Genomic DNA, 24948 nt, shown 5'->3' with positions numbered 1-24948 from the left:
CGGGGTCTCCCGCCCACGCGGTTTTACGTTTGATCCGCCGCCACGAACTGCAAGCGGTACAGATTCGCATACATCCCGTTCGCATCGAGCAGCTCAGCATGCGTGCCCTGCTCGACGATGCGCCCGTGCTCCATCACCACGATGCGGTCGGCGCGCTCGATGGTCGACAGCCGGTGCGCGATCACGATCGTGGTGCGGCCCGCCATCAGGGTTTCCAGTGCCGCCTGCACCGCGCGTTCGGATTCGTTGTCGAGCGCCGATGTGGCTTCGTCCAGGATCAGGATCGGCGCATCCTTGTAGATCGCGCGCGCGATCGCCACGCGCTGGCGCTGGCCGCCCGACAGGCGCATGCCGTTCTCGCCGATGCGGGTCTCCACGCCGTCTTCCAGCTTCGCCACGACGTCGCTCAGGTGCGCCGCCTTCACGGCCGCGGCCAGGCGCTCGTAGTCGATCTTCTCGACGCCGTAGGCGATGTTGGCCGCCAGGGTGTCGTCGAACAGCACCACGTTCTGGCTCACCATCGCCAGCTGCGCGCGCAGGCTGGCCAGGCGGATGTCCTGGTAGGGCACGCCGTCGAGCAGCAGGCGGCCGCCTTCCGGGTCGTAGAAGCGGGTCACCAGGTTGACGAAGGTCGACTTGCCGCCGCCCGAGACACCCACCAGCGCCACCGTCTGCCCCGGCTGCACGTCCAGGGTCACGTCCTGCAAGGCCGGGTTGAGCGCGTTCGGGTAGCGGAACGTGACGTTCTCGAAGCGCAGGTGGCCGCTGGCGCGTTCGAGCGTGCGCGTACCGGTATCGTGCTCGGCCGGGGAGTCGATCAGGCCGAATACCGTCTCGGCCGCCGCGATCCCGCGCTGCATCGGGCCATTGACTTCGGCCAGCGACTTGAGCGGCGTGAGCAGCATCAGCATCAGCGTCACGAACTGGGTGAACTCGCCCACCGTCATGTTGGCCTGGATCGCCAGCACCACCACCAGCGACAGCGCCATCGCGGTGGCGATCTGGGTGATCGGCGTGGTGGCCGCGAAGGCCACCGTCATGCGCTGCGAGAAGCCGCGCAGGGCCTCGCTGCGGGCATGGAAGCGTGCGCGCTCGTAGCGCTCGCCGGAGAACACCCGGATCACCTGGTGGCCGCGCGTGGCCTCCTCGACCACCTGGGTCATCTCGGCCGTTACGCGCTGGTTCTCGCGGTTCAGGCGGCGCAGGCGGCCGGTGGTGGTGCGCACGATCACGGCGGTCAGCGGGATCACCACGATGGCCACCAGGGTCAGCTTCCAGTTCAGGTACAGCAGGGAGCCGAGCAGGCCGATCACCACCAGGGTGTCGCGCACGAAGGCCACGAACACCGACTGCAGCATGTCCACCACCTGGCGCACGTCGCCCACCACGGTGTTGATGATCTTGCCGGTCGACTCTTCATGGAAGCGCGCCACCGGCAGGCGCAGCACGCGGTCGAAGACCATCGCGCGCAGGTCGTTCAGCACGCGGCTGGTGACCCAGTTGTTGAAGTAGGCGGTCGAGAAGGTGCCGATGCCGCGCAGGACGAAGATCGACACCAGCACGCCGGGAATCCACCACAGGCTGAACGGCACCTTTTCCTTGAAGCCGAGGTCGAGCAGGAGCTGCAGGGCCTCGGCCAACAGCGGCTGGGTGGCGGCGGTGAGCGCCATCGACAGCAGCGCCAGCCAGGACCGCGTCTGGTAGGGTTTCACGACCGCCAGCAGGCGTTTGATGATGACCTTATTTTCCACGCTGTGTATCCATTTCTTTTGCATTCAGGCAGAAGCCCATGAGCAGGGTCACCATGAGCACGTAGAACATGCTGCCCTTCAGGGACCAGAAGATGACTTCGGTGAGCCCGAAGCCGAAGTAACTGAGCACCACCAGCATGCCGGCCAAGGCTGGGGCGAATTGCGGCATCTCGCGCCGGACGCCGGTCCCGACCGAGCGCGCGAAGAAGGCGAAGGGCGCCGCGAGGATGCCGAGGTAGGCCAGCAGGCCGAACACGCCGCCGGTGGCCTGGGCCTGCAGGAGGTCGTTGTGCAGGTGTTCGAAAGGCAGCACCACGTCCTGGATCTTGCCCTGCGCCGCCAGTTGGCGCAGTTCGGCGCGCACGGTCGCGGGATCGAGCCCGAACAGCGGGTGCTCCGCGATGATGGTGCCGGCGCCCGTCCACAATTCGAGGCGGATGCCGACATTCGAGAAGGCGCTGCCGCCGTCGAGCCAGGTCTGCACGTCATGCACGCCCTGGCCGACCCGCTCCTGCACGCCGAAGGCCGGAATGAAGAAGGTCGAGGCGAACAGCGCGAAGCTGCCGATCAGGAGCAGGCGCACGCGCCGGCTCTGCAGCAGCCTGGCGTAGGTCAGGAACAGGATGGCTGCCAGCACCAGGGCGATCCAGCCGCCGCGCGTGCCGCTCAGGATGGTCGCGCCCAGGCCGGCCAGCGCGCCGAGCGCCGGGAACAGCGCCTTGCGGGTGCTGTGGCGGTAGTCGATCGCCGCGGCCAGCGCCACCAGCGCCAGGCACAGCGCGATGTCGCCGAAGGTGATCGAGTTGAGCCAGCCGCCGGGCCGGTCGATGTCCAGCACGATGCGCTGCCACGCGATGAAGGGCAGCGCGGCCAGCGCACCAAGGATCACGCCCCACCACAGGCTCGCGCGTGGCGGCCGCGCCAGCACCACCAGCATGGCGGCGGCCAGGCCGAAGAACATGCGCGAGGGCTTGTCGAGATAGGCCCAGCTGGCCTCCGGACGCAGCAGCACGCACAGCAGCGCGAACAGGAGGTAATAGGCGAAGGCCGCCACCACCCAGCGGATGTCGCGCCAGTGCGGCGCCATCGCCGTCCACGCCTTGCGCGGCACGCACAGCGCGACGAGCACGAAGACCAGGCTGCTGAAGCCGATACCGGAGGGGGTGATGAGGCTGAGGAAAGGGAACAGGAAAACCAGGAGACCGATCCAACGCTGCATCGGCACCCCGATTTTCGTCTGATTATTGTTCATTCATGTTCTTGTGGGATATTCTTGCAGGCCCTGAGCCGTGTTCAAGCCGAATAGACCTTATGCAGCAAACCCCGACCATCTCCGTCGTGATCACCACGTACAACCGCCCGGATGCACTGGAAGCGGTGGTGGAAGCCTGTTTCATGCAGGATGACAAGAATTTTGAAATCATTATCGCTGATGACGGCTCGACTGCCAACACGCGGGACACCATCGACCGCCTGCGCGCCCGCTCGCCGGTGCCCTTGAAACATGTGTGGCAGCCGGACGAAGGCTTCCGCGCCGCGATGGCGCGCAACCGCGGCACGCTGGCGGCAACCGGCAACTATATCATCTTCCTGGACGGCGACTGCGTGCCGCAGCGCGACTTCATCGCCCGCCACCGCGCCTTGGCGCGGCCGGGCTTCCTGGTGTCGGGCAGCCGCATCCTGCTGAGCCAGGCGCTGACCGAACGGGTCCTGCGCGAGCACATCGATGTCGCCGGCATGAGCCTGCTCGACCGCCTGCGCCATCGCCTGCGCGGCGACATGAACAAGGTGCTGCAGACGATGCTGCGCTGGCCCGACCTCGGCCGCGTGCGGCGCACCTTCAGCTGGCGCCGCATCAAGAGCTGCAACCTGGCCGTCTGGCGCGCCGACCTGGACAAGGTCAACGGCTTTGACGAGAGTTTCGTGGGCTGGGGCCACGAAGATTCCGACCTGGTGGTGCGCCTGTTCCACGCGGGCGTACTGCGCAAGGATGGCGCCCTGGCCACCGAGGTGCTGCACCTGTGGCATCGCGAGGCCAAACGCGACGAGGAATCCAGCAACCGCAAGGTGGTGCTGCAGCGGGCGGTGGACAAGACGATCCTGGCCACCCGCGGCCTGCGGGAGCATGCGGGCGAAGCGCCCGCCTCCTAGGTCGACCGGCGCGCCAGTCAGGCAGCCTTGCCGGAAAGCTCGCGCAGCAAGGCGTCGGCAGCGGCCGCCGACGACGCCGGATTCTGTCCGGTGATCAGGAGGCCATCGACGAGCACATAGGGAGCCCAGTCTTCGATGCTCTGGTAGTTGCCGCCTTTCGCCTTGAGTTCGTCCTCCACCAGGAAGGGCACGATGTCGGTCAGTCCGACCGCGGCTTCTTCGGTATTGGTAAAGCCGGTGACCTGCTTGCCCTGCACCAGCGGGGCGCCATCCGGACCCTTCACATGGCGCAGCACGCCCGGTGCGTGGCATACCAGCGCCACCGGCTTGTTCGCCGCGATGAAGGATTCGATCAGGGCGATCGAATCGGCGTCTTCCGCCAGGTCCCACAGCGGGCCGTGGCCGCCCGGGTAGAACACCGCATCGAAATCGTCCTGGGACACGCTGTCGAGGCGCAGGGTATTGGCGAGCTGGGCGCCGGCGGCGGCATCGGCTTCGAAACGGCGGGTCAGTTCGGTCTGGAAGGCCGGCTCATTGCTCTTCGGATCGAGCGGCGGCTGGCCGCCGGCGGGCGAGGCCAGGACGACCTTGGCGCCCGCTTCCTTGAAGGCGTAATACGGGGCCGCCAGCTCTTCGAGCCAGAAGCCGGTCTTGCGGCCGGTGCTGCCGAGGGTGTCGTGGGAGGTAAGTACGATCAGGATATTCATGTTGCGGTCCTTTCTAGTTAGTAGACCAGTCGTCTATAAACAGCTTCAAAAAAAGACGCTTCGCATGAAGCGTCCGGGATGTCCCGCTCAGCGGGACAGGTGCAGTACTTCCTGCGTCGACCGCATCGCCGCATCGAAGGGCGCTGCGTCGCGGGTGATCTTGGCCATGACGCTGGCGCCGAGCCAGAGCTGGTACAGGCTCTCCGCAAGTACACCCGGCTGGCCGGACACGCTCAGCGAGCCCTCGGCCACCCCGCGCTCGATCGCAGCTGCCAGCCGTGCGACGATGCCGGCCGTGCCCTGCTTGAGCGCCAGGCGCATCGGCTCCGACAGGTCGGCCACCTCGGCCCCCAGTTTGACGACCAGGCATTTCCCCTGGCAGTCGGAGAGCAGCTGGTTGCTGCGCCACTTGCCGAAGTAGCGGACCAGGCCTTCCGCCATGCTCAGGTCCGCCTGCTGCAAGGAGGCGTCGAGCTCGGCCAGGTAGTCCTTGAAGTATTTTTCCAGCAAGGCGACGCCGAATGCATCCTTCGACGCGAAGTAATAATAAAAGGACCCCTTCGGCACGCCGGCTGCCGTCAGGATCTCGTTCAGGCCGACCGCCGAGAAGCCCTTGCCCGCCATGATGCGCTGTCCGACCCCGACGATATGGTCGCGGACTTCGGAAGATTCAGTTGTCGTCGCTCTTTGCATGGACACATCATGCCTGGAATTAGACCGGTCGTCTACAAGTATTTTAAGCTTGCTGGCGAGACATGCATAGATTGACCGTCCAGTCCGGCCATGCAATTATCGATTGATGAGCTAAATGTCCGGAAAGGGAAGCCAAGATGCGTCAACTATATGCATTTCTCGCCGTAGCGCTTTTGTCGGGCGCAGCCGCCGCGCAGGCTTACCAGCCCGATTTCGAACCCGGCAAACTGAAGGGACCGGCAACCGGGCCGGCCAACGAGGTGCTGGTGCTCGGCACCCCTCACCTGTCCGCGCTGCCGAAGAGCTTCGATCCCGCCAAGCTGCGCCTGCTCGAGGACCGGCTGGCGGCCTGGCGTCCGGACGGCATCGCGATCGAGGCGCTGTCGGGCATGCAATGCGACCACGTGCGCCGCTATCCGGTGCGCTACGCGGATACGATCGATTCCTACTGCTGGGATCCCGCACCGGCCCAGGCAGCGACGGGACTGGAGGTCCCCGCAGCCACGGTGCAGGCCGAGCAGCTATTGGCGGCCTGGCCCGCCAACCCGGCGGCCAGCCAGCGACGCCGTCTCGCGGCCCTGTTCCTTGCGGGCGGAGAACGCGCGTCGGCAGTGGTGCAGTGGCTGCGCCTGCCGCAAGCGGAACGGCGCACGGGCGACGGCCTTGACGCCAGACTCGTCGAATTGCTGGACCAGCTGAAGGACCGGCGCAATGAAAGCTACCTGATCGCCGCCCGCCTGGCGGCCCGCCTCGGCCACGAACAGGTCCATCCCATGGACGACCACACGGCCGACCGTGTCATCACGGACCGGAAGGGCTGGGCCGACGCGGTCATGACGGCGTGGAAGAACCCGGCGACGGAGATGCGCAGGAAGGCTTCCGCGGCGCTCGAGGCGAATCTCGGCACGCCGGAAGGCGTACTCGCGCTGTACCGCGCGGAGAATGCACCGGGCGCGACGAAGCTGGCCTTCGACAGCGACTTCGGTGCGGCGCTCGAGGAGCCTTCAGGCAAGCGCTTCGGACGCCAGTATGTCGGCTACTGGGAAACGCGCAACCTGCGCATGGCGGGGAATATCCGCGACGCGCTGGCGGCGCGGCCGGGGATGCGCATGCTGGTGATCGTGGGGGCGTCGCACAAGGGCTACCTGGAGGCGTATTTGCACCAGATGCATGATGTGCGGGTGGTGGATGCAGGGGTAGTGTTGCGCTAGTGGTGCGCGACGAACTTGGGTTCCGGCCTTCGCCGGAAGTCGTAGGCCCCAGTGGGGCGTACGACGGTTTTCAGGATAGTGAATGAACAGCGTTAGCGGTCTTCTGGCTACCTAATCAAGCACGTCGTCCCGGCGCAGGCCGGGACCCAAGTTCGCTTGAATACACGCGACGGACTTAGTACTCCACCGCCACATCCTTCGCCCCCAGCGTCAGCTCCAGCTGCTGCTTGAGCGTATCCGACGGCGCCACCCGCCAGTCGTCGCCCAGCTGCAGGATGGCTTCCACACCCTGCGGCTTGATGCGCAGGCTGACCGGCAGGCCGTCCTGCTGGCGATAAGGCTGCAGCACCTCGGCCAGCTTGGCCGGATTCAGGTCGCAGGACACGTCCATCTCGAGCTTGAAGCCGTACTGGATGCGCGCCGCGGCGATGTCGAAGACCTTTTCGGCGGTGATGCGCAGGCCGCCGTTGAAGCGGTCTTCCGAGACCTTGCCGACCACCAGCAGGAACTCGTCTTCCTTGAAGACGTTCTTGTTCTGCTCCAGCAGCTCGCTGTAGATCGTCACCTCGACCACGCCGGTCTTGTCGTCCAGCGCCACGATCAGGATCTTGCCGCGCTGGGTCATCTGGGTACGCACGCCGGTGATCACGCCGCACAGCATGCGCGGGTCGCGCGAGGGTTCCAGGTCCTTCAGCTTGGTCTTGGCAAAGCGCCGCACTTCGGCCGCATACGAGTCGAACATGTGGCCCGACAGGTAGTAGCCGAGCGCGATCTTTTCTTCGGCCAGCTTCTGGCGGTCGGTCCACGGGGTCGCCTTGACGTACTCGGGCGGGGCCACCAGGTCGGAATCGTCGCCGCCGAACAGGCTGACCTGGTTGGCGGCGGCGGCGGCCTGGCCGGCCGCTTCCATCGCGAAGCCGACCGAGGCCAGCAGGACAGAACGATCAACCCCGAATGCGTCCATCGCCCCGGCGCGGATCAGCGATTCGATGGTGCGGCGGTTGATCTGCTTGCGGTCCACCCGCATGCAGAAGTCGAACAGGTCCTTGAACTTGCCGCCGCTGGTGCGGGCCGCGATGATCGCCTCGATCGCGCCCTGCCCCGCCCCCTTCACGCCGCCCAGGCCGTAGCGGATGTTGGACACCTGCTTGCCGGTGACGGAACGCGGCTGGCCTTCCGGCGTGAAGCGGAAGTGCGATTCGTTGACGTCCGGCGGCAGGATGGTCAGCTTGCAGACGTCGATCGCGTCCTCGACCAGGATCTTGATCTTCTCGGTGTCTTCCATCGCCAGCGACATGTTGGCTGCCATGAACGCGGCGGTGTGGTGCACCTTGAGGTAGGCCGTGTGGTAGGACAGCAGCGCGTAGGCGGCGGCGTGCGACTTGTTGAAGCCGTAGCCCGCGAACTTCTCCATCAGGTCGAAGATCTCGTCGGCCTTCTCGGTCGACAGGCCGTCCTTGGCCGCGCCGGCGCGGAAGATCTCGCGGTGCTCGGCCATCTCTTCGGCCTTCTTTTTACCCATCGCGCGGCGCAGCATGTCCGCGCCGCCCAGCGAGTAGCCGCCGACGATCTGCGCCATCTGCATCACCTGCTCCTGGTAGACCATGATGCCGTAGGTCTCGGACAGGATCGACTCGGTACGCGGGTCCGGATAGTCGAACTTCTCGCCGTGCTTGCGCTTGCAGAAGTCGGGGATCAGGTCCATCGGGCCCGGACGGTAGAGCGCCACCAGCGCGATGATGTCCTCGAAGCGGTCGGGACGCGCATCCTTCAGCATGCCCTGCATGCCGCGCGATTCAAGCTGGAAGATGGCGACGGTCTTGGCATCGGACAGCAGCTTGTACGAGGGCCGGTCGTTCAGCGGCAGCGTCTCGAGATTGAACCCGGCATCGGCCGGGTCGAGCGCGCGGATGTAGTTCACCGCGCGGTCGAGGATGGTGAGGGTCGTCAGACCCAGGAAGTCGAACTTCACCAGGCCGACGGCTTCGACGTCGTCCTTGTCGTACTGCGAGACCACGCCGGCGTCGCCGCCCTGGGTGTACAGCGGGCAGAAGTCGGTCAGCTTGCCCGGGGCGATCAGGACGCCGCCGGCGTGCATGCCGATGCCGCGGGTGATGCCTTCGACCTGCTGGGCGAGGTCGAGCAGCTGCTTGACCTCTTCCTCGTTCTCGAGGCGCTCCTTGAGCAGCGGTTCCTCTTCGATCGCCTCGGCGATCGAGACCTGCTTGCCCGGCTTGAAGGGAATCAGCTTGGAGATGCCGTCGCAGAAGTTGTAGCCGAAGTCGAGCACACGACCGACGTCGCGGATCGCGCCTTTCGCGGCCATGGTGCCGAAGGTGGCGATCTGCGAGACCGCGTCGCGGCCGTACAGGTCCTTCACGTGCTGGATGACAAGTTCGCGCTTTTCCTGGCAGAAGTCGATGTCGAAGTCGGGCATCGAGACGCGTTCCGGGTTCAGGAAACGCTCGAACAGCAGGTTGTATTTCAGCGGATCGAGGTCGGTGATTTTTAAAGCATACGCGACCAGGGAACCCGCACCCGAGCCGCGGCCCGGGCCGATCGGCACGCCGTTGTTCTTGCCCCACTGGATGAACTCCGCCACGATCAGGAAGTAGCCCGGGAACTTCATCTTGATGATGGTCTGGTTCTCGAACTCGAGGCGCGCCTCGTAGCGCGGACGCTCCTTCTCGCGCTGCTCTTCGTTCGGATACAGCTGCACCAGGCGCTCTTCCAGGCCCCGCTTGGTTTCCAGGACCAGGAAGTCGTCGATGCTCATGCCGTCCGGGGTCGGGAAGTCCGGCAGCTGGGGCTTGCCCAGGGTGAGGGTGACGTTGCAGCGCTTCGCGATCTCGACCGAATTGGCGAGCGCGCCCGGCAGGTCGGCGAACAGCTCGGCCATCTCGGCCTGCGACTTGAAGCACATGTTTTCGTTGAAGCGGCGCACGCGCTTGGCGTTGGCCAGCATCTCGCCTTCGGCGATACAGGTGCGCGCCTCGTGGGCGATGAATTCGTCCTTGCTGAGGAACTGCACCGGGTGGGTCGCCACCACCGGCAGGCCGAGGCGGCTCGCCAGCGCCACCGAGTGGCGCACGCCCTGCTCCTGGTTGGCCTGGCCGGCGCGCTGGATCTCGATGTAGAAGTGGCCCGGGAAGATGCGCGCCCAGCGCTGGGCTGCGCGTTCGGCGCGTTCGATGTCGCCCTGCTCGATGGCCTGGCCGACGTCGCCGAAACCGGCGCCCGACAGCACGATCAGGGCATTCGTCTGGTCTGCCTCCGGTTCCAGCGTGGAGGTGGACGTCGCCAGCGCTTCCAGCCATTCGACGCGGAGCTCGGCGCGGCCCTTGTATTGATTCGTGAGCCAGGCCTTGGAGAGCAGGTCGCACAACTGCAGGTAGCCGGTGTGGTTCTTCGCCAGGATCAGCAGGCGCGAGGGCTTGTCGCGGTTCTCGTCATTGGTGATCCAGGCGTCGACCCCGACGATCGGCTTGATCCCCTTCCCGCGCGCCGCCTTGTAGAAGCGCACCAGGCAAAACATATTGGCCAGGTCGGTCACGGCCAGGGCCGGCTGCTTGTCCTTGGCGGCGGCGCCCACGATGTCGTCGATGCGCACGAGGCCGTCGACGATCGAGTATTCGGAGTGGACGCGGAGGTGGGTGAAAGTCGGGGAAGTCATCGTGCCATTTTACCTTGCCCGGGGGATCCGCATCCAGCGCCGGCCCGGCTGATCGTTGCGTGGAGGCACGAAAAAAAAGCCTGGCAGAGCCAGGCTTTGTGTGCTTGAAGATCAGCCGCCTTCCGGATAATTCTTCCTGTAGGTCTCCATTGCCGGATCCCTGTCCGAGCAGACCAAGTCCTTGTTCGGATAGACCGAGCCGGTGAACTCGAAGGTGCCGCCCGAACCGCCGGTCGTCGCCCACGACGTCGACTTGCCTTTGTCGATGCCGGCCGCGCCGCAATCGTTGGTGCCGTTCGCGCGCTTGTTGCAGAAACGCGCGAAGACGTGGGCAACACAGTTGTTGGTGTAGGTGACGATGTACCTGCCGTTCTCCATTTTCGCCGAGGCCGCCAGGCAGGATGGCTTACGTTGCGGAATATAGCAGCCGTCCTTGTCGGGATTACCGGACAGCGGCGGCGTTGGTGTTGGCGTCGGCGTCGGCGTCGGTGTTGGGGTTGGCGTCGGAGTTGGCGTCGGGGTCGGCGTCGGGCTAGGCGTCGGGTCCGGATGCGGCACGAATGGCGCCGCCGAGGTGCGGAAGCTCCAGCTGAAGTTGCTCGACAGCGGCGTGCCGCTGGCCGAGCGCACGCCGGTGGTCAGGGTCGCCTGGTACCAGGTGGAGGAACCCAGCATCGAAGGACGGAAGCGCACCTGGTCGGCCCTGACCTCGAAGCTGCCGGGCACCTGGGCGTTGTTGTTCAGGTCGATCAGCTTCAGCGTGTCGGCATTGATCGAGGACGCATCGACCGCGGTGCCCAGGTTGAACAGGACCTGCACCGGCGTTTCGGGGAGCACGTCCGTCACCCCAGGCTGCGGCCAGACGCTGAAGTCGCCGCCCACGTGGAAGAGGACCGTCACGTTTGCCAGCGGCAGCGTCTGGCCGGTGGCGGCTTTGAGCTGGTTGGTCAGGGTGATGATGTAGCGGTCCGGCGCGAAACCGGTGCTCGCGGTGGTGGTGAAGGTCACGCTGCGGCCCGACACCCGGAGTTCGCCCGGGATTTTCCGGTTCATCGAATCGCTCGACACGACGACCGAGGTGCTCGTCACAGTGTTCGGGTTCAAGTCCTTGTCGAAGCTGACCGTCACGGTGCGCGCGATGCCCGCGCCGAAGCTCGGGGCGCTGCGCAGCGTGCCGCCGTGCGCCGGAGCGCTGCCGACATAGTTGAGGAAGTTGGCCGTGTTGGCGCTGGTACCGCATACGTTGCCCTGCACGGTCAGCGGAGACGGACATGCCGTCGGCGCCGGGCCGGTGTACGGCGGCGAAGGCGTTGGGGTCGGGGTCGGGGTCGGGGTCGGCGTTGGCGTCGGATTCGGCGTCGAGCCGCTCGAAGGCAGGCAGACGCCGTAGCTCAGCACCTGTCCGGCCGGGCAGCTGGTGGCGGCCACGCACACGCCGTTGGTCAGCGTGCCCAGCGAGCAGCTGGCGGTGGTCGTGAACGAGTACGACACCGGGGCGTCCAGCACGGCGCCCGAGGCGGCCTGCAGGCCGGCCTGGAAGGTGACCGTGTAGCGGGTGTTCGGACGCAGCTGCAGGTTGTCGGCCATCCCGGTCGGCCAGCTGTAGGTCCAGGCGTTGCCGTTGACCCGTTCGGTGCGTCCCGGGATCGCCGGCGAGACCGTGATCTTGCCGCTGTTGAGGTGCGAGGTCGCCGCCAGCGGCACGTTGAAGGCCGCCATCAGGCTCGAGATGGTGCCCACGTTGGTGGCGCCGTTCGGCGGATCGACCGAGACCAGGGCCAGCTTCGGTACGCAGGCATTATTCGCCAGCACTTCGCCGGCCTTGCAGGAGGCGGCAGGCAGTTTGTAGGCGATGCCGCGCAGGATCTGCGGCAGCACCTGATCCTTGTTCTCCTTCGATTCCGAGAACGAGGTCATGACCGCGGTGCGCGTATTCGCGCCGGAATTCAGGTGCTCCACGAAGAAAGCCAGGCCGGCCGCGTCGGGCAGGCGGTGCAGCACGTTCTGGTACACGCGTTCGACGAAGGCCTTGTTGTCCAGGGCGCCGTAGCGGTCCTTGAATTCCTGGCTGCCGACGAAGCCGGCGGCGACCGCGTCCAGCGACAGCGGCGTCTTTTCGGCCATGTCGATCCAGTAGCCGAGGCCTTCGGCGTCAGGCTGGCGGTTGAACGCGGCCTGGTAGATGCGGTAGATCTGGCCCGGCACGCCGTCCAGGTCCAGCGCCACGGTCGCATCCTGGAACTGGAGGCGCTTGGTGCCCGCGACCGGCGTCTGGCTGCGGCCGGCGCTGTCCGTGATCACGATCTGGTTGTTGTTCGCCAGTGAGATGGTGTAGGCACTGCGGTTGCCCGGGAAGCTCATCGCCTGCGCAGCAGCCGGCGCCGGTGCCACCACCACCGGCGGCGGGGGCACGACCGCGTTCAGGTGGACTTCATCGAGGAAGAAGTGACTGACGCCGGTCGCGTCGCTGCTGCCGGTGAAGCGCAGGCGGATGGTCTGGCCCTTGTAGGCGGAGAGGTCGAGCTCGGGACTCTGGGTCCAGGAGCTGTTCAGCACCGCGTTGCTGTGGGTGGCCAGGGTCCGCAGGACGCGCCCGCTGGCCGGATCGACCACCTCGACCAGTACCTTGTCGCTGCCCGGCGCCGGGTTGGTGTCGCCGCCGGCCATCATGCCGTACCAGTAGCGCAGCATCGCGGAAGTCGCGCCGGCGGGGATGGCGACGTCCTGGTACACGGTGTCGCTGGCATTGTTATAGCCGAGCAGGTAGGCGAAGCCGGTACCCTCATAGGAGAACTCGGCATCCATGCTCAGCACCTCGGCCGAGGCCTGCCAGCCGAAGCTGCCTTCGAAGCCGGGGTTGGTCAGCAGCTGGGTGGGCGCCAAGCTCGATGCCGCCCCGCCGCCGCGCATGCTGCCCACGCCCGGGCTCTTGCCGAAGATGCCGGACAACTCGGAACGGTCGGCCTTGCTGTTGGCGGGATCGCCGGCATTGCAGCCGGCAAGCAGGAGGGAGAGCGCACATGCAGCGCCGCGCAGGAAGGTCGTCATTCTAGGTGCCTGTTCAATATTCGGATGGCTTTTTGTCGGAAAAGCAAAGGCGAATTTTAATGAACGACAACTTTTATTGCAGCAAGAAATGTCAACTCTTGGCGCGCGTAAACATATTTACAACGAATTGTTAAATTTGTTTACTGCAAGTTTCTACCTGAGTTAACAATCCTGTCAGCCCTGCCCCGGTGGCCCGTCCGCAGCGACGGCTGCCAGCGGCGGCGTCTTGCCGCGGGTCCCGTAGTTGCGCCGCATGCGCAGGAAAGGCTCCTCGACGATGTGGTAGCTCAGCGTAGACAGCGCCCAGGTGGCGCCGTAGGTAACGCTCACCATGATGGCGGCGTCCAGCCAGGGCGTGCCGGTCGGCGCGACCAGGCCGATGCGGGCGGCGAAGACGTGCAGCAGGCCCATATGCAGCAGGTAGAACGAGAAGCTGATCTTGCCGCCCTGGCTCAGCGCGCGCTCGACCAGGCCGGGCAGGCGCGGCTGGAAGGCGACCCAGGCCAGGATCACGGCGGCCCAGCCGGCGCTTTCCAGCATCGACCACCAGATCCAGAACGAGGATTTGGGCGTGACGCCGAAGGGGGCGAGGCGGTGCATCAGGGCCGTGTCCCACATGACGAAGGCGACCGCGGCCACCAGCAGCAGCGGCGCGATGCGCGCCAGTTGCCCCTGCCAGCGTTTGTACAGCAAGGCCGCCGCCATGCCGATCAGGAACTGGTCGAAGCGGCCGACCCAGGTGCTGAAGTACATCAGCGTGCTGTTCTCATTGACCGTGTACGCGGCCACCTTGAAGAAGGCCATCAGCACCAGCCAGCCGCCCAGGTAGGCCAGGCCGCGCTCCAGCGTGAAGCGCGCCAGGAAGGGGAACACCAGATAGAACATGAATTCCAGCGAGATGGTCCAGGCCGCGCCGGTGATCACGGTGCCGGAGGTCGGCGCCAGCCCCAGGTTGGAGGCGAACAGATAGAGCAGGTCCTGGGGCGCGAACTTGTCGCGGCCGATCGAGGTCGCGACCAGGAAGATGACCAGGTAGAGCGGCACGATGCGCAGCACGCGGTTGCGCAGGAAGTCGCGGTAGACGATGTCGCGCCCGGCCCCGTGCTGGTGCAGGGCGATCTGCATGAACAGGAAGCCCGACAGCGTGAAGAACAGGCCGACGCCGGTATGCCCTTCCGTCACCAGGGCGGTCCAGGGGCCGCTCAGGCGCACGCCGCCGTTGCCCGCATATTCGAGGTGGAAGTGGAACAGGAAGACCAGGGTGGCGGCGAGCCAGCGCAGCTGGTCGATGCGGGGGTTGTACTGGATGTTCAGCGAATGCATGTCGGGCGGCCAGACCTGTTGTACGGAGCCACGTATTGTAATCGTATTGCCTTACATCCAGACCAATTTGGGCCATAGGCGGCTGCGAACAGGACCGTCTGCCTTTATAATGTCGGCCTGTCTTTACCAGCCTTTCCGCCATGTCTTTTGTCAATATCGCCGCTTACAAGTTCATCACCCTGGACAATCTCGAGGACCTGCGCCCGCAATACCAGGACCAGTGCAACGAGCTGGGACTGAAGGGTACCGTGCTCCTGACGCCGGAAGGCATCAACATGTTCCTGTCCGGGACACGCGAGAACATCGACCGCTTCCTGGCCTGGGTGCGCAGCGATGCACGCCTGGCCGACCTGGAATGGAAGGAAAGCCTGTCGAGCGAGCAGTCGCACAAGCGCATGCTGGTGAAGATCAAGAAGGAAATCATCACGATGCGCATGCCGCTCATCAAGCCGGAACTCGGCCGCGCACCTTCGGTCGATCCGAAGACGCTCAAGCGCTGGCTCGACCAGGGTCACGACGACGAGGGCGTGCCGGTGGTGATGATGGAAACCCGCAATGCCTTCGAGGTGGATGTCGGCACTTTCCAGAACACGCTGGACTACCGGATCGAGAAATTCACCGAATTCCCGGCGGTGGCCGAGCAGCACCGCGAGGAACTGGCCGACAAGACGGTCGTGACCTTCTGCACCGGCGGCATCCGCTGCGAAAAGGCGGCGATCCACATGAAGAACATCGGCTACGAGCGCGTGTACCAGCTCGACGGCGGCATCCTCAAGTACTTCGAGGAAGTCGGCGGCGAGCACTACCAGGGCGATTGCTTCGTGTTCGACTACCGCACCGCCCTGAATCCGAAACTCGAGCCGACCGAAACCACGCAGTGCTTCGCCTGCCGCGCCGTGGTCACCCCACGCCAGCAGCTCGCGCCCGAGTATGTCCCGGGCGTATCCTGCCCCCACTGCGCCGCAGGGCGTGCCGAGGGTTCGGCCGCCGCACAGACTGCGGCTGAGCAAATCTGAAATTTTCTTTCAACGCGACGCTGCGTTTGAAATAATATTTCAGTGTGCGCGGACGCCAGGTCCGCGCGTGTTCTCACAGATAAAAGCCGGTATCTTCAAAGCCGCTCGCGCCGCCGCCGACGATGCGCGCGATCACGCCATCGATGACGCCAGGATCCATGGCCATCGCGGCCGTTTGGAGGTCCTTGATGCCGGCAATCCAGTCCACCGCAATCTTGTTCGCCGCCGCGCCCGAGTAGGCCGTCTGTTCGGCCGGGAGGTCCAGGCGTGTGGTGAACTCGGTGGCTGCGGAGACTTTCGCGTTGTAGGCGAACTGGTCGGTACCCTGAGCGCCGGCAGCGATCTGGGTCACCATGTTGTCGATGGTGATCTGATTGTTGTTGAGCAGGTTGGCCCAGTAGTCGACGCCCGCCGCTTCCGCCTGACGGCCGAACAGGTTGTCATAGACTTCGGCAACCTTGGCGCGCGTGTCCATGCCGGCATAGGTGTCGAGGTATTCCTTCGAGACGGAGAACTGGCGCGACAGTTCCTGTAGGGCGTTCGGGTTGGTGGCCAGCTGGCCTACCCAGTATTTCAATCCTGCGGCATCAGCCGGGCGGCTGAAATAGGAAACATAAAGTTTTTGCACCGCAGTGGTGTTTGCATCTGCCATGTCGACCTCCATTTAGATTGGTAAATCGATATTAGCGCAAGCAGAAAAAACAAGTCGCAAATTACTGAAGAGTGTGCGAGTTGGTTACATTTAGAATCAATTTCCTGCAAGATAGAACATATTGACAGACGATGTTAAAAGGAAAGTTCCGCCGAAGCGGAACTTTTCTGGAGTCATCGGAAGTGTGCGGCGATCTCGCGTACCGAGTCGGCTTGCAGGGTGCCGGCGGCGGCGCGCAGGCGCATCAACCCCACCAGGTAGCTATAGCGGGCCTGGGCCAGGTCGCGCTGGCTGGCGAAGAGCTGCTGCTGGGCGTTCAGCAGGTCGAGGTTGATACGGACGCCGCCTTTGATAGATTGCTCCGTAGCAGTCATCAAGAGCTTGCCGGATTCGACGGCCTTCATCAGCGCATCGATTTTTCTCGCGCTGCTGCTTACCAGGCTGTGGGCTTTTCGCAACTCGACCAGGATCTCATTGGTGCGCGCATCCAGGTCAGCCTGGGCGCGGCCGTACATGGCTGCCGCCTGGCGCGTCGTGGCATTCACCGCCCCGCCCTGGTACAGCGGAATATTCACCTGCAGGCCGAGCTGGCGGTTGGTGTTCTGCTGGTTCAGGTTGGTCAGCGATTCGCTGTCGCTCTTGCTGTAGACCCCGACGAAATCCACGCGCGGATAATGGCCGGCGCGGTTGCGGCCGATATCCAGGCGCGCGTTCTCGACCGCCAGGCGGGCTGCCGCCAGGACGTTGTTGCGCTCGAGTGCAAGCTTGCGCCAGTCTTCAAAAGAGGCAGGATTCAGCTCGCCGGGCCGGAAATTGTCTCCCAGCCGGTCGAGCTGGCCGGGATCCATGCCGATCACGCCTTCCAGCGTATTGCGGGCGGCGATCACGTTATCCTGCGACTCCACCAGCTGCGCCTCGGCCAGGTCGAGCCGGGCCTGGGTCTCCAGCATGTCGGTCTTGGTGCCCTCGCCCTTTTCGAACAGGCGCTGGTTGACCTTCTGGCTCTCCAGGTGGGCGTCGCGCTGGACCTTGGCCAGCTCCAGCTGGTCCTCGGCGAACAGCGCGTCGAGATAGGCGCTGACGACGCGTACCGACACCTCGTCGATGCCGGCTTCGTACGCCTCCTCGCTCTGGGCTGCCTGGACCTTGCCCTGACGGTAGCGCGCGATGCCTTCCATATTGAACAGGGGCTGGCGCAACTGGACGACCGCGGAGCGGCTGGTGTAGCGCGGGTGGGCCTTGGTCGGCAACACCCCGAACTGCAGGTATTCCTGGTCGGCCACGTTCTTGCCGTACGAGTAGCTGGCCCCTACCTGCGGCAGCAGCTGGGCGCGGCCGAGGATGCGGTTCTCCTTGCCCGACTGGTTCTCGTAATAGCGCATGCGGAAGGTCGGGTCGTTCTTGATGGCAGCCTCGTAAGCCTGCTGCAGCGATACCGCGCCGGCGCTGCCGGCGCTGGCCAGCAGCATGCCCAGGATGGCTGCGCGCAAGCCTGCCCTGCCCTTGCGGGCCTTGATGGTCGCGTCCATGTCAGTCCTCGCTCATCGAAGACTGGGCACGGTCCATGAGCGGCTTGAGCAGGTAGTTCATCATCGTACGCTCGCCGGTCTTCACGAACAGCTCCACCGGCATGCCCGGGCGGATGTCCATCCTGTGCTCGGCAATCTTCTTCGCCCCCGCCGGGGTCACCTTCACGTGCACGATGTAGTAAGGCATGCCGGTGCGCTCGTCGACGTTGCGGTCGGCGGCCACGTTCGTGACTTCGCCCTCGATGTGCGGCGTGCGGTTGGTATTGAATGCCGAGAACATCAGTTCGACCTTCAGACCGGCATGCACCTTGTCGACCAGGTTGGTCGGCAGCTGGCCCTCGACGACGAGCGGATCGTCGGTCGGCACGATGTCCATCATCTTGAAGCCGGGCTGGACCACGCCGCCGTTGGTGAAGACCGCCAGGCCCACCACGGTGCCGTCGGCCGGCGCCTTGACCTCGACGTTCGACAGTTCGAAGCGCTGCGCTTCCAGGCGCGCAGCCTGGCTTTGCGCTTCGCGCTGCACTTCCGACAGCTGGGTGCGGACTTCTTTCTGGTATTCCTGCAAGCGCTGGGACTTGCGCAAGCTGAGTTCGGTCACCTGGCGCTGGGAGCGGCCGATGTTGCCGATGTCTTCGGAAATCGCGCCGCCGAGCTGGGCATAGGTACGTTCCAGGTCGAGCAGGCGGTTACGGGCGACGTAGCCCTCCTTGGCAAGGTCGCGCATTCCCGCCAATTGTTCTTTCAGGAAGGCGACCTGCTCCTTCTTGCTGTCGCGCGATTCTTCCAGGCCGCGGATCTGCAGCTTCAGTCCGGCAATGTTCTCGTCGAGCGCACCCAGTTCGTTTTGCAGCGAGGCCTGGCGCGATACCAGCAGTGCATTCTGCAGACTGATCAGGTCGGCGACGCGCGGCTCGTTGCGGCGCTTTTCCAGCTCGGCCGGGAACACGATTTTCTTCAGTCCGTCGCGTTCGGCAGCCAGGCGCGCTTCGGTTGCCGCCGCCGACAGGTACTGGCTCTCCGACATCTCGACGGTCGCTTTCGCGGTCACGGCGTTCATGCGGACCAGGACCTGGCCCGCCTTGACGACGTCGCCGTTGCGCACCAGGATTTGCTGCACGGTGCCGCCGGACAGGTGCTGCACCGCCTGGCGGTTCGATTCCTTGGCCACGGTGCCGCTCAGGGGCACGCCCTTGTCCAGCGGCGCCAGCAGGGCCCACAACAGGAAGCCGCCGACCCCGGCCAGCACGATCAGCCAGCCGAGGCGGCTGTAGGCACGGGCATCGGTATTGACCTCGACCGGCGGCACGTCCTGCGCGACGACATCGGTCGTCGTTTGCGATTTCGTTTGAATCAGTTTCATTACTTTCCTTCTTCGGTCGTTGCTCCGGCAGACGCGGAGGCGCCGGCCGCCCTCGCTGCCGCTGCCGCCTGTGCCGCTGCCGCCTGTTGCTGTGCAGCCTGCGCGGCCTCGAGGGCCTTCCGGTTGGCTTCCTGCAGTGCAGCCAGCACCTGCGCGGTCGGGCCAAACATATGCACGGCGCCGTCACGCATCAGCAGCAGCTTGGTGGTCAGGTTGATCGCAGCCGGGCGGTGCGTGATCAGGATGATGGTCTTGCCGCGCTGGCGCAGGTCCGTGATCGCATTTACCAGGGCCGCTTCGCCGGCGTCGTCGAGATTCGAGTTCGGCTCATCCAGCACGATCAGGGCGGGGTCGCCATACATGGCACGGGCCAGCGCGATACGCTGCTTTTGGCCGCCGGAGAGTCCGGCGCCGCCGTCGCCCAGCTTGGTGTCATAGCCTTCGGGGAAGTGCAGGATCATGTCGTGCACGCCGGCGCGCTTGGCCGCCTGCACCACCTTTTCCGCATCGACTTCACCAAAACGGGCGATGTTGTCGCTGACCGTTCCCCCAAACAATTCGATGTCCTGCGGCAGATAACCGATATGTGGGCCCAGTTCGGCCTTGTTCCATTGATAGATGTCGGCGCCGTCGAGGCGCACGCTGCCCATCATCGCAGGCCAGACGCCGACCAGCAGGCGCGCCAGCGTCGACTTGCCCGAACCGCTCGGTCCCAGCACGCCGAGCACGTCGCCCGGCACGATCCCGAACGACACCCCTTTGACGATCGGGGTCTTGACACCCGGCGGCGCCGCGGTGACCGCTTCCAGCGTCAGCGTGCCTTGCGGTTTCGGCAGGGCCATGCCGGCCGGGCGGTTCGGATTTGCTTCCAGCAGGGCCGTCAGGCGCTCGTAGGAGCTGCGGGTGCTGCTCCAGCTCTTCCAGACCGAGATCACCTGCTGCACCGGCGCCAGCGCACGGCCGACCAGGATCGACGCGGCAATCATCATGCCGGGGGTAATCTTGTTATCGAGTACGAGCAAGGCGCCGAAGCCAAGCACCAGCGACTGCAAGGAGGTCTGCACGAATTTGGTGGCCGCGCCGATGGTGCCGGCCTTCTGGCTGGCGTCGGCTTGCAGGCCCAGGAACTTGCCATGCAGCTTGAACCAACGACCCATCAGGTGCGGCAGCATGCCCATCGATTCGATGACTTCGGCATTGCGCAGGTTGTTGGTGGCCAGCGTGCTGGCCGAAATCGCCATGCTGTTGGCTTCCGCCAGCGGCGTGCGCGTCAGGCGCTCGTTGGCATACGCCAGGATCACCAGGATCACGGTGCCGACCAGCGCGAAGACACCCAGTGAAGGCTGGAAGAAGAAAATGACGATCAGATAGACCGGGAACCAGGGCGCATCGAAAAACGCGAACAAGGCGTTACCGGTCAGGAACTGGCGCAGCGTGGTCAAGTCGTTCAGCGCCTGGCCGGCGTTACCGCCCGCCTGCTTCAGGTTTTGCTCGAACGCCGCCGTGTAGACACGCTTGTTCATCACCATGTCGAAGCGCGCGCCGACGCGGACCAGGACGAAGGAGCGGATCACCTCGAGGCCGCCCATGAACAGGTAGGCACCCAGCATCAGCACGGTCAGCATCAGCAGGGTGATCTCGTTGCGGCTCGCAAGCACGCGGTCGTACACCTGCAGCATGTAGAGCGAGGGCACGAGCATCAGGAGGTTGATGATCGCGCTGAACACCCCCACCGTATAGAAAGTGCTCTTGAAGGCGATGAGCGCCTGTTCGATCTCGTTCTTTTTATCCAGAAGTTTTTTCATATCGGGTTTTGTTGACAGCTACCAGGCGCATCATGTGAGGAAGAAATTGATCAGCGCCCACATTATCCAACAAAATCTTCAAAAAATGTGATGTACGTCACATAATTCTCGCTGTTTTGCAACAAAAAGTAGCACCGATGCGGCGCTTCAGAATGCAGAAAGCCCCGCCACCTTGCGGTGGCGGGGCCTCAGAGCTTAACAGCCTGCTCTGTTACCGGTGATTAGCCGGTGATGATGCCGTTCGACAGAGTGACTTCGGTCGAGGTCACACCGGTCAGGGTGATGGTGATGACTTCGGCGGTAGCAGCGCTCGAACCGAAGGCCGACTTTTCCAGGATGATCTTGGTGTCGGTGCCGTCTTGGACGATGAACGCTTCCAGGACTGCGTCGTTGCCGCCGGTGATCACGTCGGTAGCAGCGTCGAACTTGGCGGTCGTGTTCAGGGTGTACTTCGAACCGATGAACAGCGAGTCGGTGCCTTGCAGGCCGAACAGGGCGATCGACTGAGCAGCGCCGGTGCCGACCAGGTAGATGTCCGAAGCGGCGGTGCCGACTTCCAGGCCAGCGCCCAGGGTCTTCGGTGCAGCCATGCTGTTGTCCACGAATGCCTGCTGAGCAGCAGTGATCGAGCCGTTGACGGCGGTCAGCTGGGCTGCCACGTCGATTGCTGCGTTCATTGCGGTGGTGGCCTTGGTCAGGTCGGTGATCGCCTTGGCTGCAGCGGTCACTTTGGCTTCGTCGGCGCTCAGTTCAGCGACCAGCTTGTTGTCGCCGTAGGCGGTGGTGTAGGTGGTCACCAGTGCCTTGAAGTCGGCAGCAGCGGTTGCCAGGGCGGCGTCGCCCGGGGTAGCAGCGGCCTTGGCGTCCAGGATTTGCTGTTCTGCAGCGATCTGCTCCAGGGACGGCATCGAACCGGTAGCCACGGTGACGTTCTTCATGGCGGCCTTGACAGCGGTCAGGGCGCTTGCTTCAGCGCTGCCGGCGGTCACGTCCAGGTAGTTCACGGTCGCGGTGGTCGAAGCTTCGGCCTTGACAGCGGTTTCCAGGGCTTTTGCAGCAGCCAGGTTAGCGTTGATCGCTGCCAGCAGAGCGGTCACGCCCGGCTTGGCGGTTTCGGTCACAGCCGAGCTGTCCACGACCAGCTTGCCAGCCGTATCCAGCTTGATCAGGCCAGCGACGGTGCCGTTGGCGTTGATGGTGATGGCAGTGCCGCCGTTCAGCGATTCGAAAGCAGCTTCTTTAGCAGCTTGGTCAGCGACAGCCAGGGTCACGGCCTTCTGGGCTGCGACAACAGCAGCTTCAGCAGCGACATCCGAAGCGATGGCGTTCGACAGGCCAGCAACTTTGGCGATGGCGACTTGGTCTTCAGCCACTTCCATCTGTGCAGCAGCCAGGGCGGCGGTGTTAGCAGCAACCTTGTCAGCCAGCAGTGCAGCTTTCACGCCAGCCGAGGTGGTGGTCGAGTAGCCAGCGATGTAGGTGTCGATTGCGGCGGTGGTGGTGGTGACCTTGTCGGTGATCGACAGTTCGGTAACCAGCTTCTGGTCCACTTTGCCGTCGGCTGCGTCCAGGAATGCGGTCTTCGCGTCTTGCGCTGCTTGCAGAGCGCTCAGGCCCGACTGCAGGGTGAACGGGGTGCCGGCGATGACGACTTTCGCCACGGTTGCGTTCAGGGTTGCCGGCGCGGTAGCGACGGTCAGCGATGCATCGCTGGTGATGCTGGTGATGAAGGCCTTGGCCAGCTTGTTGGCTTCAGCGCCGCGGTAGCCGTCTTGCTCAGCCTTGGTGTCCAGGGCAGCGGTGAAAGCAGCTGCGCCAGCAACCTTGTTTTCGTAGGCTTCAGCGTCGGTGGTCTGTGCGCCCTTGGCGATTTCAGCGACAACCTTGTCGATGGTGATGACTTTACGGTCCAGCAGGTCAGCCCAGTAGGCTTGGCCAGCGGCTTCTGCAGGACGGCCGAACAGGTTCTGGTACACCTGGTTCACGACCTGAGCGTTGGTCATGTTGGCGTAGGCGGTCTTGTATTCGGCTTCAGCAGCGAAGGCAGCCGACACAGCAGCGGTCGAGCCCTTCTGAGCTTCAACGACGTTGGTCCAGTATTCCAGGCCAGCAGTGTCAGCAGGACGGTTGAAGTAAGCGACGTACAGTTGCTGAACAGCAGTGACGTGTGCGGTGACGATTGCCATGTATTGCTCCAAAAAAATGAAAGATCGATCGATCGAGTGTTGAATCAAAGTTGCAGTGTGCTCTCGCACCTGTAGTCAACGGACCGCATGATGACAGAAGACATGCTCGCCCTTATGTGATCACCATCACATCCCCGACAAAGTTTTTCGAAATTTCGACACATTCATACAATCCCCCCTCGGTAATTACGCAGCATGGGTAATGAATGATGAAATCCTATAAACACCAGAGCGATTGACGCCCACTTCGTCAATACGAATGCATATAAAACAAAAGCCCGGACCAGCCGGGCTTTTTAAAAAAACGGATGCAGTTTCAGCGCCAGCTGGCCGCGCCATTCACCGTGCGTCTTTCATCCAGGCGGCCTTCGAAAATGGTGGCGGCGCTGCCCCCACGGTCATTGCTCAATATACCCTGGAGATTGACGACGCCGTGGCGCCCCGCCGCATCATTGCCATAGAGGCGGCCCTCGCCCGTCACCGTTCCGGCGGAAGTCAGATGAACGACGTCCAGCGTCGTCGACAGATCCATTGCAGCGTCAAAAGTCCGCGCGCCGAAATCGAGCTTCAGCGAACCATTCGATAATGTGGCCGGCGCGACGACGGTATTACCAAAGCCATACTCGGTGGTGACATAGGCCTCGCTGCTGCGCAGGGAAAAACCAATCGTCCCATTATTCGGCGCGACATAATCCTTGCCCGGCGAGCGGAACAAGGCGAAATATCCCGAAAGCCCGAGCAATTCGTTTTGCTTGCGTTCTTCCGACAGGTTGATTGCCGCGTGACGGTCGAGCACCGCCTGCCAGCGTCCCCAGCTGACGCTGCGGTCCGGCAGGGTGGGCGGCAGCTCGAGCACCGGCGGCGGCATGGTCACCGGCGGATTCGGCGCCGGCTTTTCCGGCTCCTGGCTTGGCGGCGGCGTTCCGACAGCCGGTGGCGGCGTGTTGGCCGCCAGCTTTTCAATCACCGAATTCAGGCCCGCACTCTTCATTGCCTCGACACTGGCGGCCTGGGCCGGCGTCGTGCCCGCGCCGCTCTTCGCGAGCGGTTCGTCGGTGCGCGGCGGCGACACCTGGTCCGGCGACAGCGGGCTGCTCTGCAATACCTGGGCGGCCTGGCCGCGCCGCACCTGCACCAACTGGCCGCGCTGGGCCGCACTCAGCTCGCGGCTGGCTTCGCCTTCGCAGGGGCCGGCGCCGTCGGGCCGGCAGGCGCCGGTGAAGCCGCTGACCACCACGCCGCCCGAAATGACGGCCACGCGCGAGGTTTCCTGGTCGGTGAACACGGTAAAGTCGGTGCCGCGCACGCCGATCGCCGCGACCGGGGTATTGAAGCGGAAATTCTGGCGCGCCAGCTTGACCGCCTCGCCGGATTTGCTGCGTGCGACGCCGCTGAGCAGCTCGAGCTTGATGCGGGTGTTGGCCGGATTCTTGTGGTCGATGTGGTAGGTCACGATGCGCGCCCTGGTATTCGGACGCAGGATGAACAGGCCGTTGTCGACGGTCTTCACATAGATGAAGCCGTCGCTGCCGGTGCTCAGCATCTGTCCTTCCTGGACCGGCGCGCCTTCACGGGCCGCCTGTTCGCCGGCCTGGGCGCTGCCGGCGACGAAGATGATCTTGCCTGCATCGGCATGGGCAGCGTGTGCGGCACACGCAAGCAGTGCAGTAAGTAATAGTTTTCGCAAGATGGCTCCCCTTTTCCTTCCAATGTACCGTGACGGTGCCCGCCAATTCCGTGACAGGCGTCACATTCTATCGAAAAGGATGGGTTAGCTTCCAGGAATTACATTTTGTCGCATTTCCATAAAGACAATGCACAGCAGTAACAGTCACGTTAT

Annotated in this window: 16 protein-coding genes; 3 read left to right on the top strand and 13 right to left on the bottom strand. The window is 64.3% G+C overall.

The annotated features are described in order from the left end of the window. Positions 1-23: 23 nt before the first annotated feature. Both msbA and ACSQ25_RS04130 read right to left on the bottom strand, forming a co-directional pair. The gene (msbA, locus tag ACSQ25_RS04135; RefSeq protein ID WP_436104444.1) at positions 24-1775 is read right to left on the bottom strand and encodes a lipid A export permease/ATP-binding protein MsbA; all 1752 of its coding nucleotides are present in this window, start codon (positions 1773-1775) and stop codon (positions 24-26) included. Then, complete coding sequence (locus tag ACSQ25_RS04130; protein ID WP_436104443.1) at positions 1741-3003, bottom strand: O-antigen ligase family protein; 1263 nt, start codon at positions 3001-3003, stop codon at positions 1741-1743. The genes msbA and ACSQ25_RS04130 overlap by 35 nt, the downstream gene beginning before the upstream one ends. Positions 3004-3062: 59 nt before the next feature. On the opposite strand from ACSQ25_RS04130, the gene ACSQ25_RS04125 reads away from it, so the two are divergent. Beyond that, positions 3063-3902, top strand: a complete 840-nt coding sequence (locus ACSQ25_RS04125) for a glycosyltransferase family 2 protein (protein WP_436104442.1) — start codon at positions 3063-3065, stop codon at positions 3900-3902. Positions 3903-3919: 17 nt separating this feature from the next. Here ACSQ25_RS04125 and ACSQ25_RS04120 read toward each other — a convergent pair whose 3' ends face one another. Together ACSQ25_RS04120 and ACSQ25_RS04115 are read right to left on the bottom strand one after the other, a co-directional pair. Then, complete coding sequence (locus ACSQ25_RS04120) at positions 3920-4609, bottom strand: type 1 glutamine amidotransferase domain-containing protein (protein ID WP_436104441.1); 690 nt, start codon at positions 4607-4609, stop codon at positions 3920-3922. An 87-nt stretch (positions 4610-4696) separates the two neighbouring features. Further along, on the bottom strand, positions 4697-5302 hold the full coding sequence (locus tag ACSQ25_RS04115) for a TetR/AcrR family transcriptional regulator (protein ID WP_436104440.1): 606 nt from the start codon (positions 5300-5302) through the stop codon (positions 4697-4699). 137 nt (positions 5303-5439) lie between these two features. On the opposite strand from ACSQ25_RS04115, the gene ACSQ25_RS04110 reads away from it, so the two are divergent. Continuing rightward, positions 5440-6513 (top strand): DUF5694 domain-containing protein, encoded by a 1074-nt coding sequence (locus tag ACSQ25_RS04110; RefSeq protein WP_436104439.1) that lies wholly within the window; start codon positions 5440-5442, stop codon positions 6511-6513. Positions 6514-6688: 175 nt separating this feature from the next. Here the strand turns inward: ACSQ25_RS04110 and dnaE are convergent, their stop codons facing one another. The 3 genes from dnaE to ACSQ25_RS04095 all read right to left on the bottom strand — a co-directional run bounded on the left by dnaE (position 6689) and on the right by ACSQ25_RS04095 (position 14557). Next, positions 6689-10186 (bottom strand): DNA polymerase III subunit alpha, encoded by a 3498-nt coding sequence (gene dnaE / locus ACSQ25_RS04105; protein ID WP_436104438.1) that lies wholly within the window; start codon positions 10184-10186, stop codon positions 6689-6691. Between the two features lie 111 nt (positions 10187-10297). Further along, positions 10298-13234, bottom strand: coding sequence for an Ig-like domain-containing protein (locus ACSQ25_RS04100; RefSeq protein WP_436104437.1), 2937 nt, complete (start codon positions 13232-13234; stop codon positions 10298-10300). A 174-nt stretch (positions 13235-13408) separates the two neighbouring features. After that, entirely contained in the window at positions 13409-14557 is a 1149-nt protein-coding gene (locus tag ACSQ25_RS04095) for an acyltransferase family protein (RefSeq protein ID WP_436104436.1), read from the bottom strand. A 140-nt stretch (positions 14558-14697) separates the two neighbouring features. Here ACSQ25_RS04095 and ACSQ25_RS04090 point away from each other — a divergent pair, with 140 nt between their 5' ends. Beyond that, positions 14698-15573, top strand: a complete 876-nt coding sequence (locus ACSQ25_RS04090; protein ID WP_436104435.1) for a sulfurtransferase — start codon at positions 14698-14700, stop codon at positions 15571-15573. A gap of 73 nt (positions 15574-15646) precedes the next feature. Here the strand turns inward: ACSQ25_RS04090 and ACSQ25_RS04085 are convergent, their stop codons facing one another. From ACSQ25_RS04085 to ACSQ25_RS04060, 6 genes are all read right to left on the bottom strand, one after another. Beyond that, a complete protein-coding gene (locus ACSQ25_RS04085; protein ID WP_436104434.1) occupies positions 15647-16237 on the bottom strand; it encodes a DUF4214 domain-containing protein in 591 nt (196 codons plus the stop codon). A 161-nt stretch (positions 16238-16398) separates the two neighbouring features. Further along, positions 16399-17754, bottom strand: coding sequence for a TolC family outer membrane protein (locus ACSQ25_RS04080; RefSeq protein WP_436104433.1), 1356 nt, complete (start codon positions 17752-17754; stop codon positions 16399-16401). A 1-nt stretch (position 17755) separates the two neighbouring features. Next, positions 17756-19117 (bottom strand): HlyD family type I secretion periplasmic adaptor subunit, encoded by a 1362-nt coding sequence (locus ACSQ25_RS04075; protein WP_436104432.1) that lies wholly within the window; start codon positions 19115-19117, stop codon positions 17756-17758. After that, a complete protein-coding gene (locus tag ACSQ25_RS04070; protein WP_436104431.1) occupies positions 19117-20922 on the bottom strand; it encodes a type I secretion system permease/ATPase in 1806 nt (601 codons plus the stop codon). Before ACSQ25_RS04070 ends, ACSQ25_RS04075 begins: the two co-directional genes overlap by 1 nt. Positions 20923-21143: 221 nt before the next feature. Next, a complete protein-coding gene (locus tag ACSQ25_RS04065; protein ID WP_436104430.1) occupies positions 21144-23108 on the bottom strand; it encodes a DUF4214 domain-containing protein in 1965 nt (654 codons plus the stop codon). Positions 23109-23424: 316 nt separating this feature from the next. Continuing rightward, the gene (locus ACSQ25_RS04060; RefSeq protein WP_436104429.1) at positions 23425-24795 is read right to left on the bottom strand and encodes a FecR family protein; all 1371 of its coding nucleotides are present in this window, start codon (positions 24793-24795) and stop codon (positions 23425-23427) included. Positions 24796-24948: the final 153 nt, after the last annotated feature.

The organism is Massilia sp. LjRoot122 (genome assembly GCF_964252725.1).
Taxonomy (GTDB): domain Bacteria; phylum Pseudomonadota; class Gammaproteobacteria; order Burkholderiales; family Burkholderiaceae_D; genus Telluria.
The sequence above is the reverse complement of the archived record's forward strand: the minus strand, read 5'-3'. Positions and strand labels throughout refer to the sequence as shown.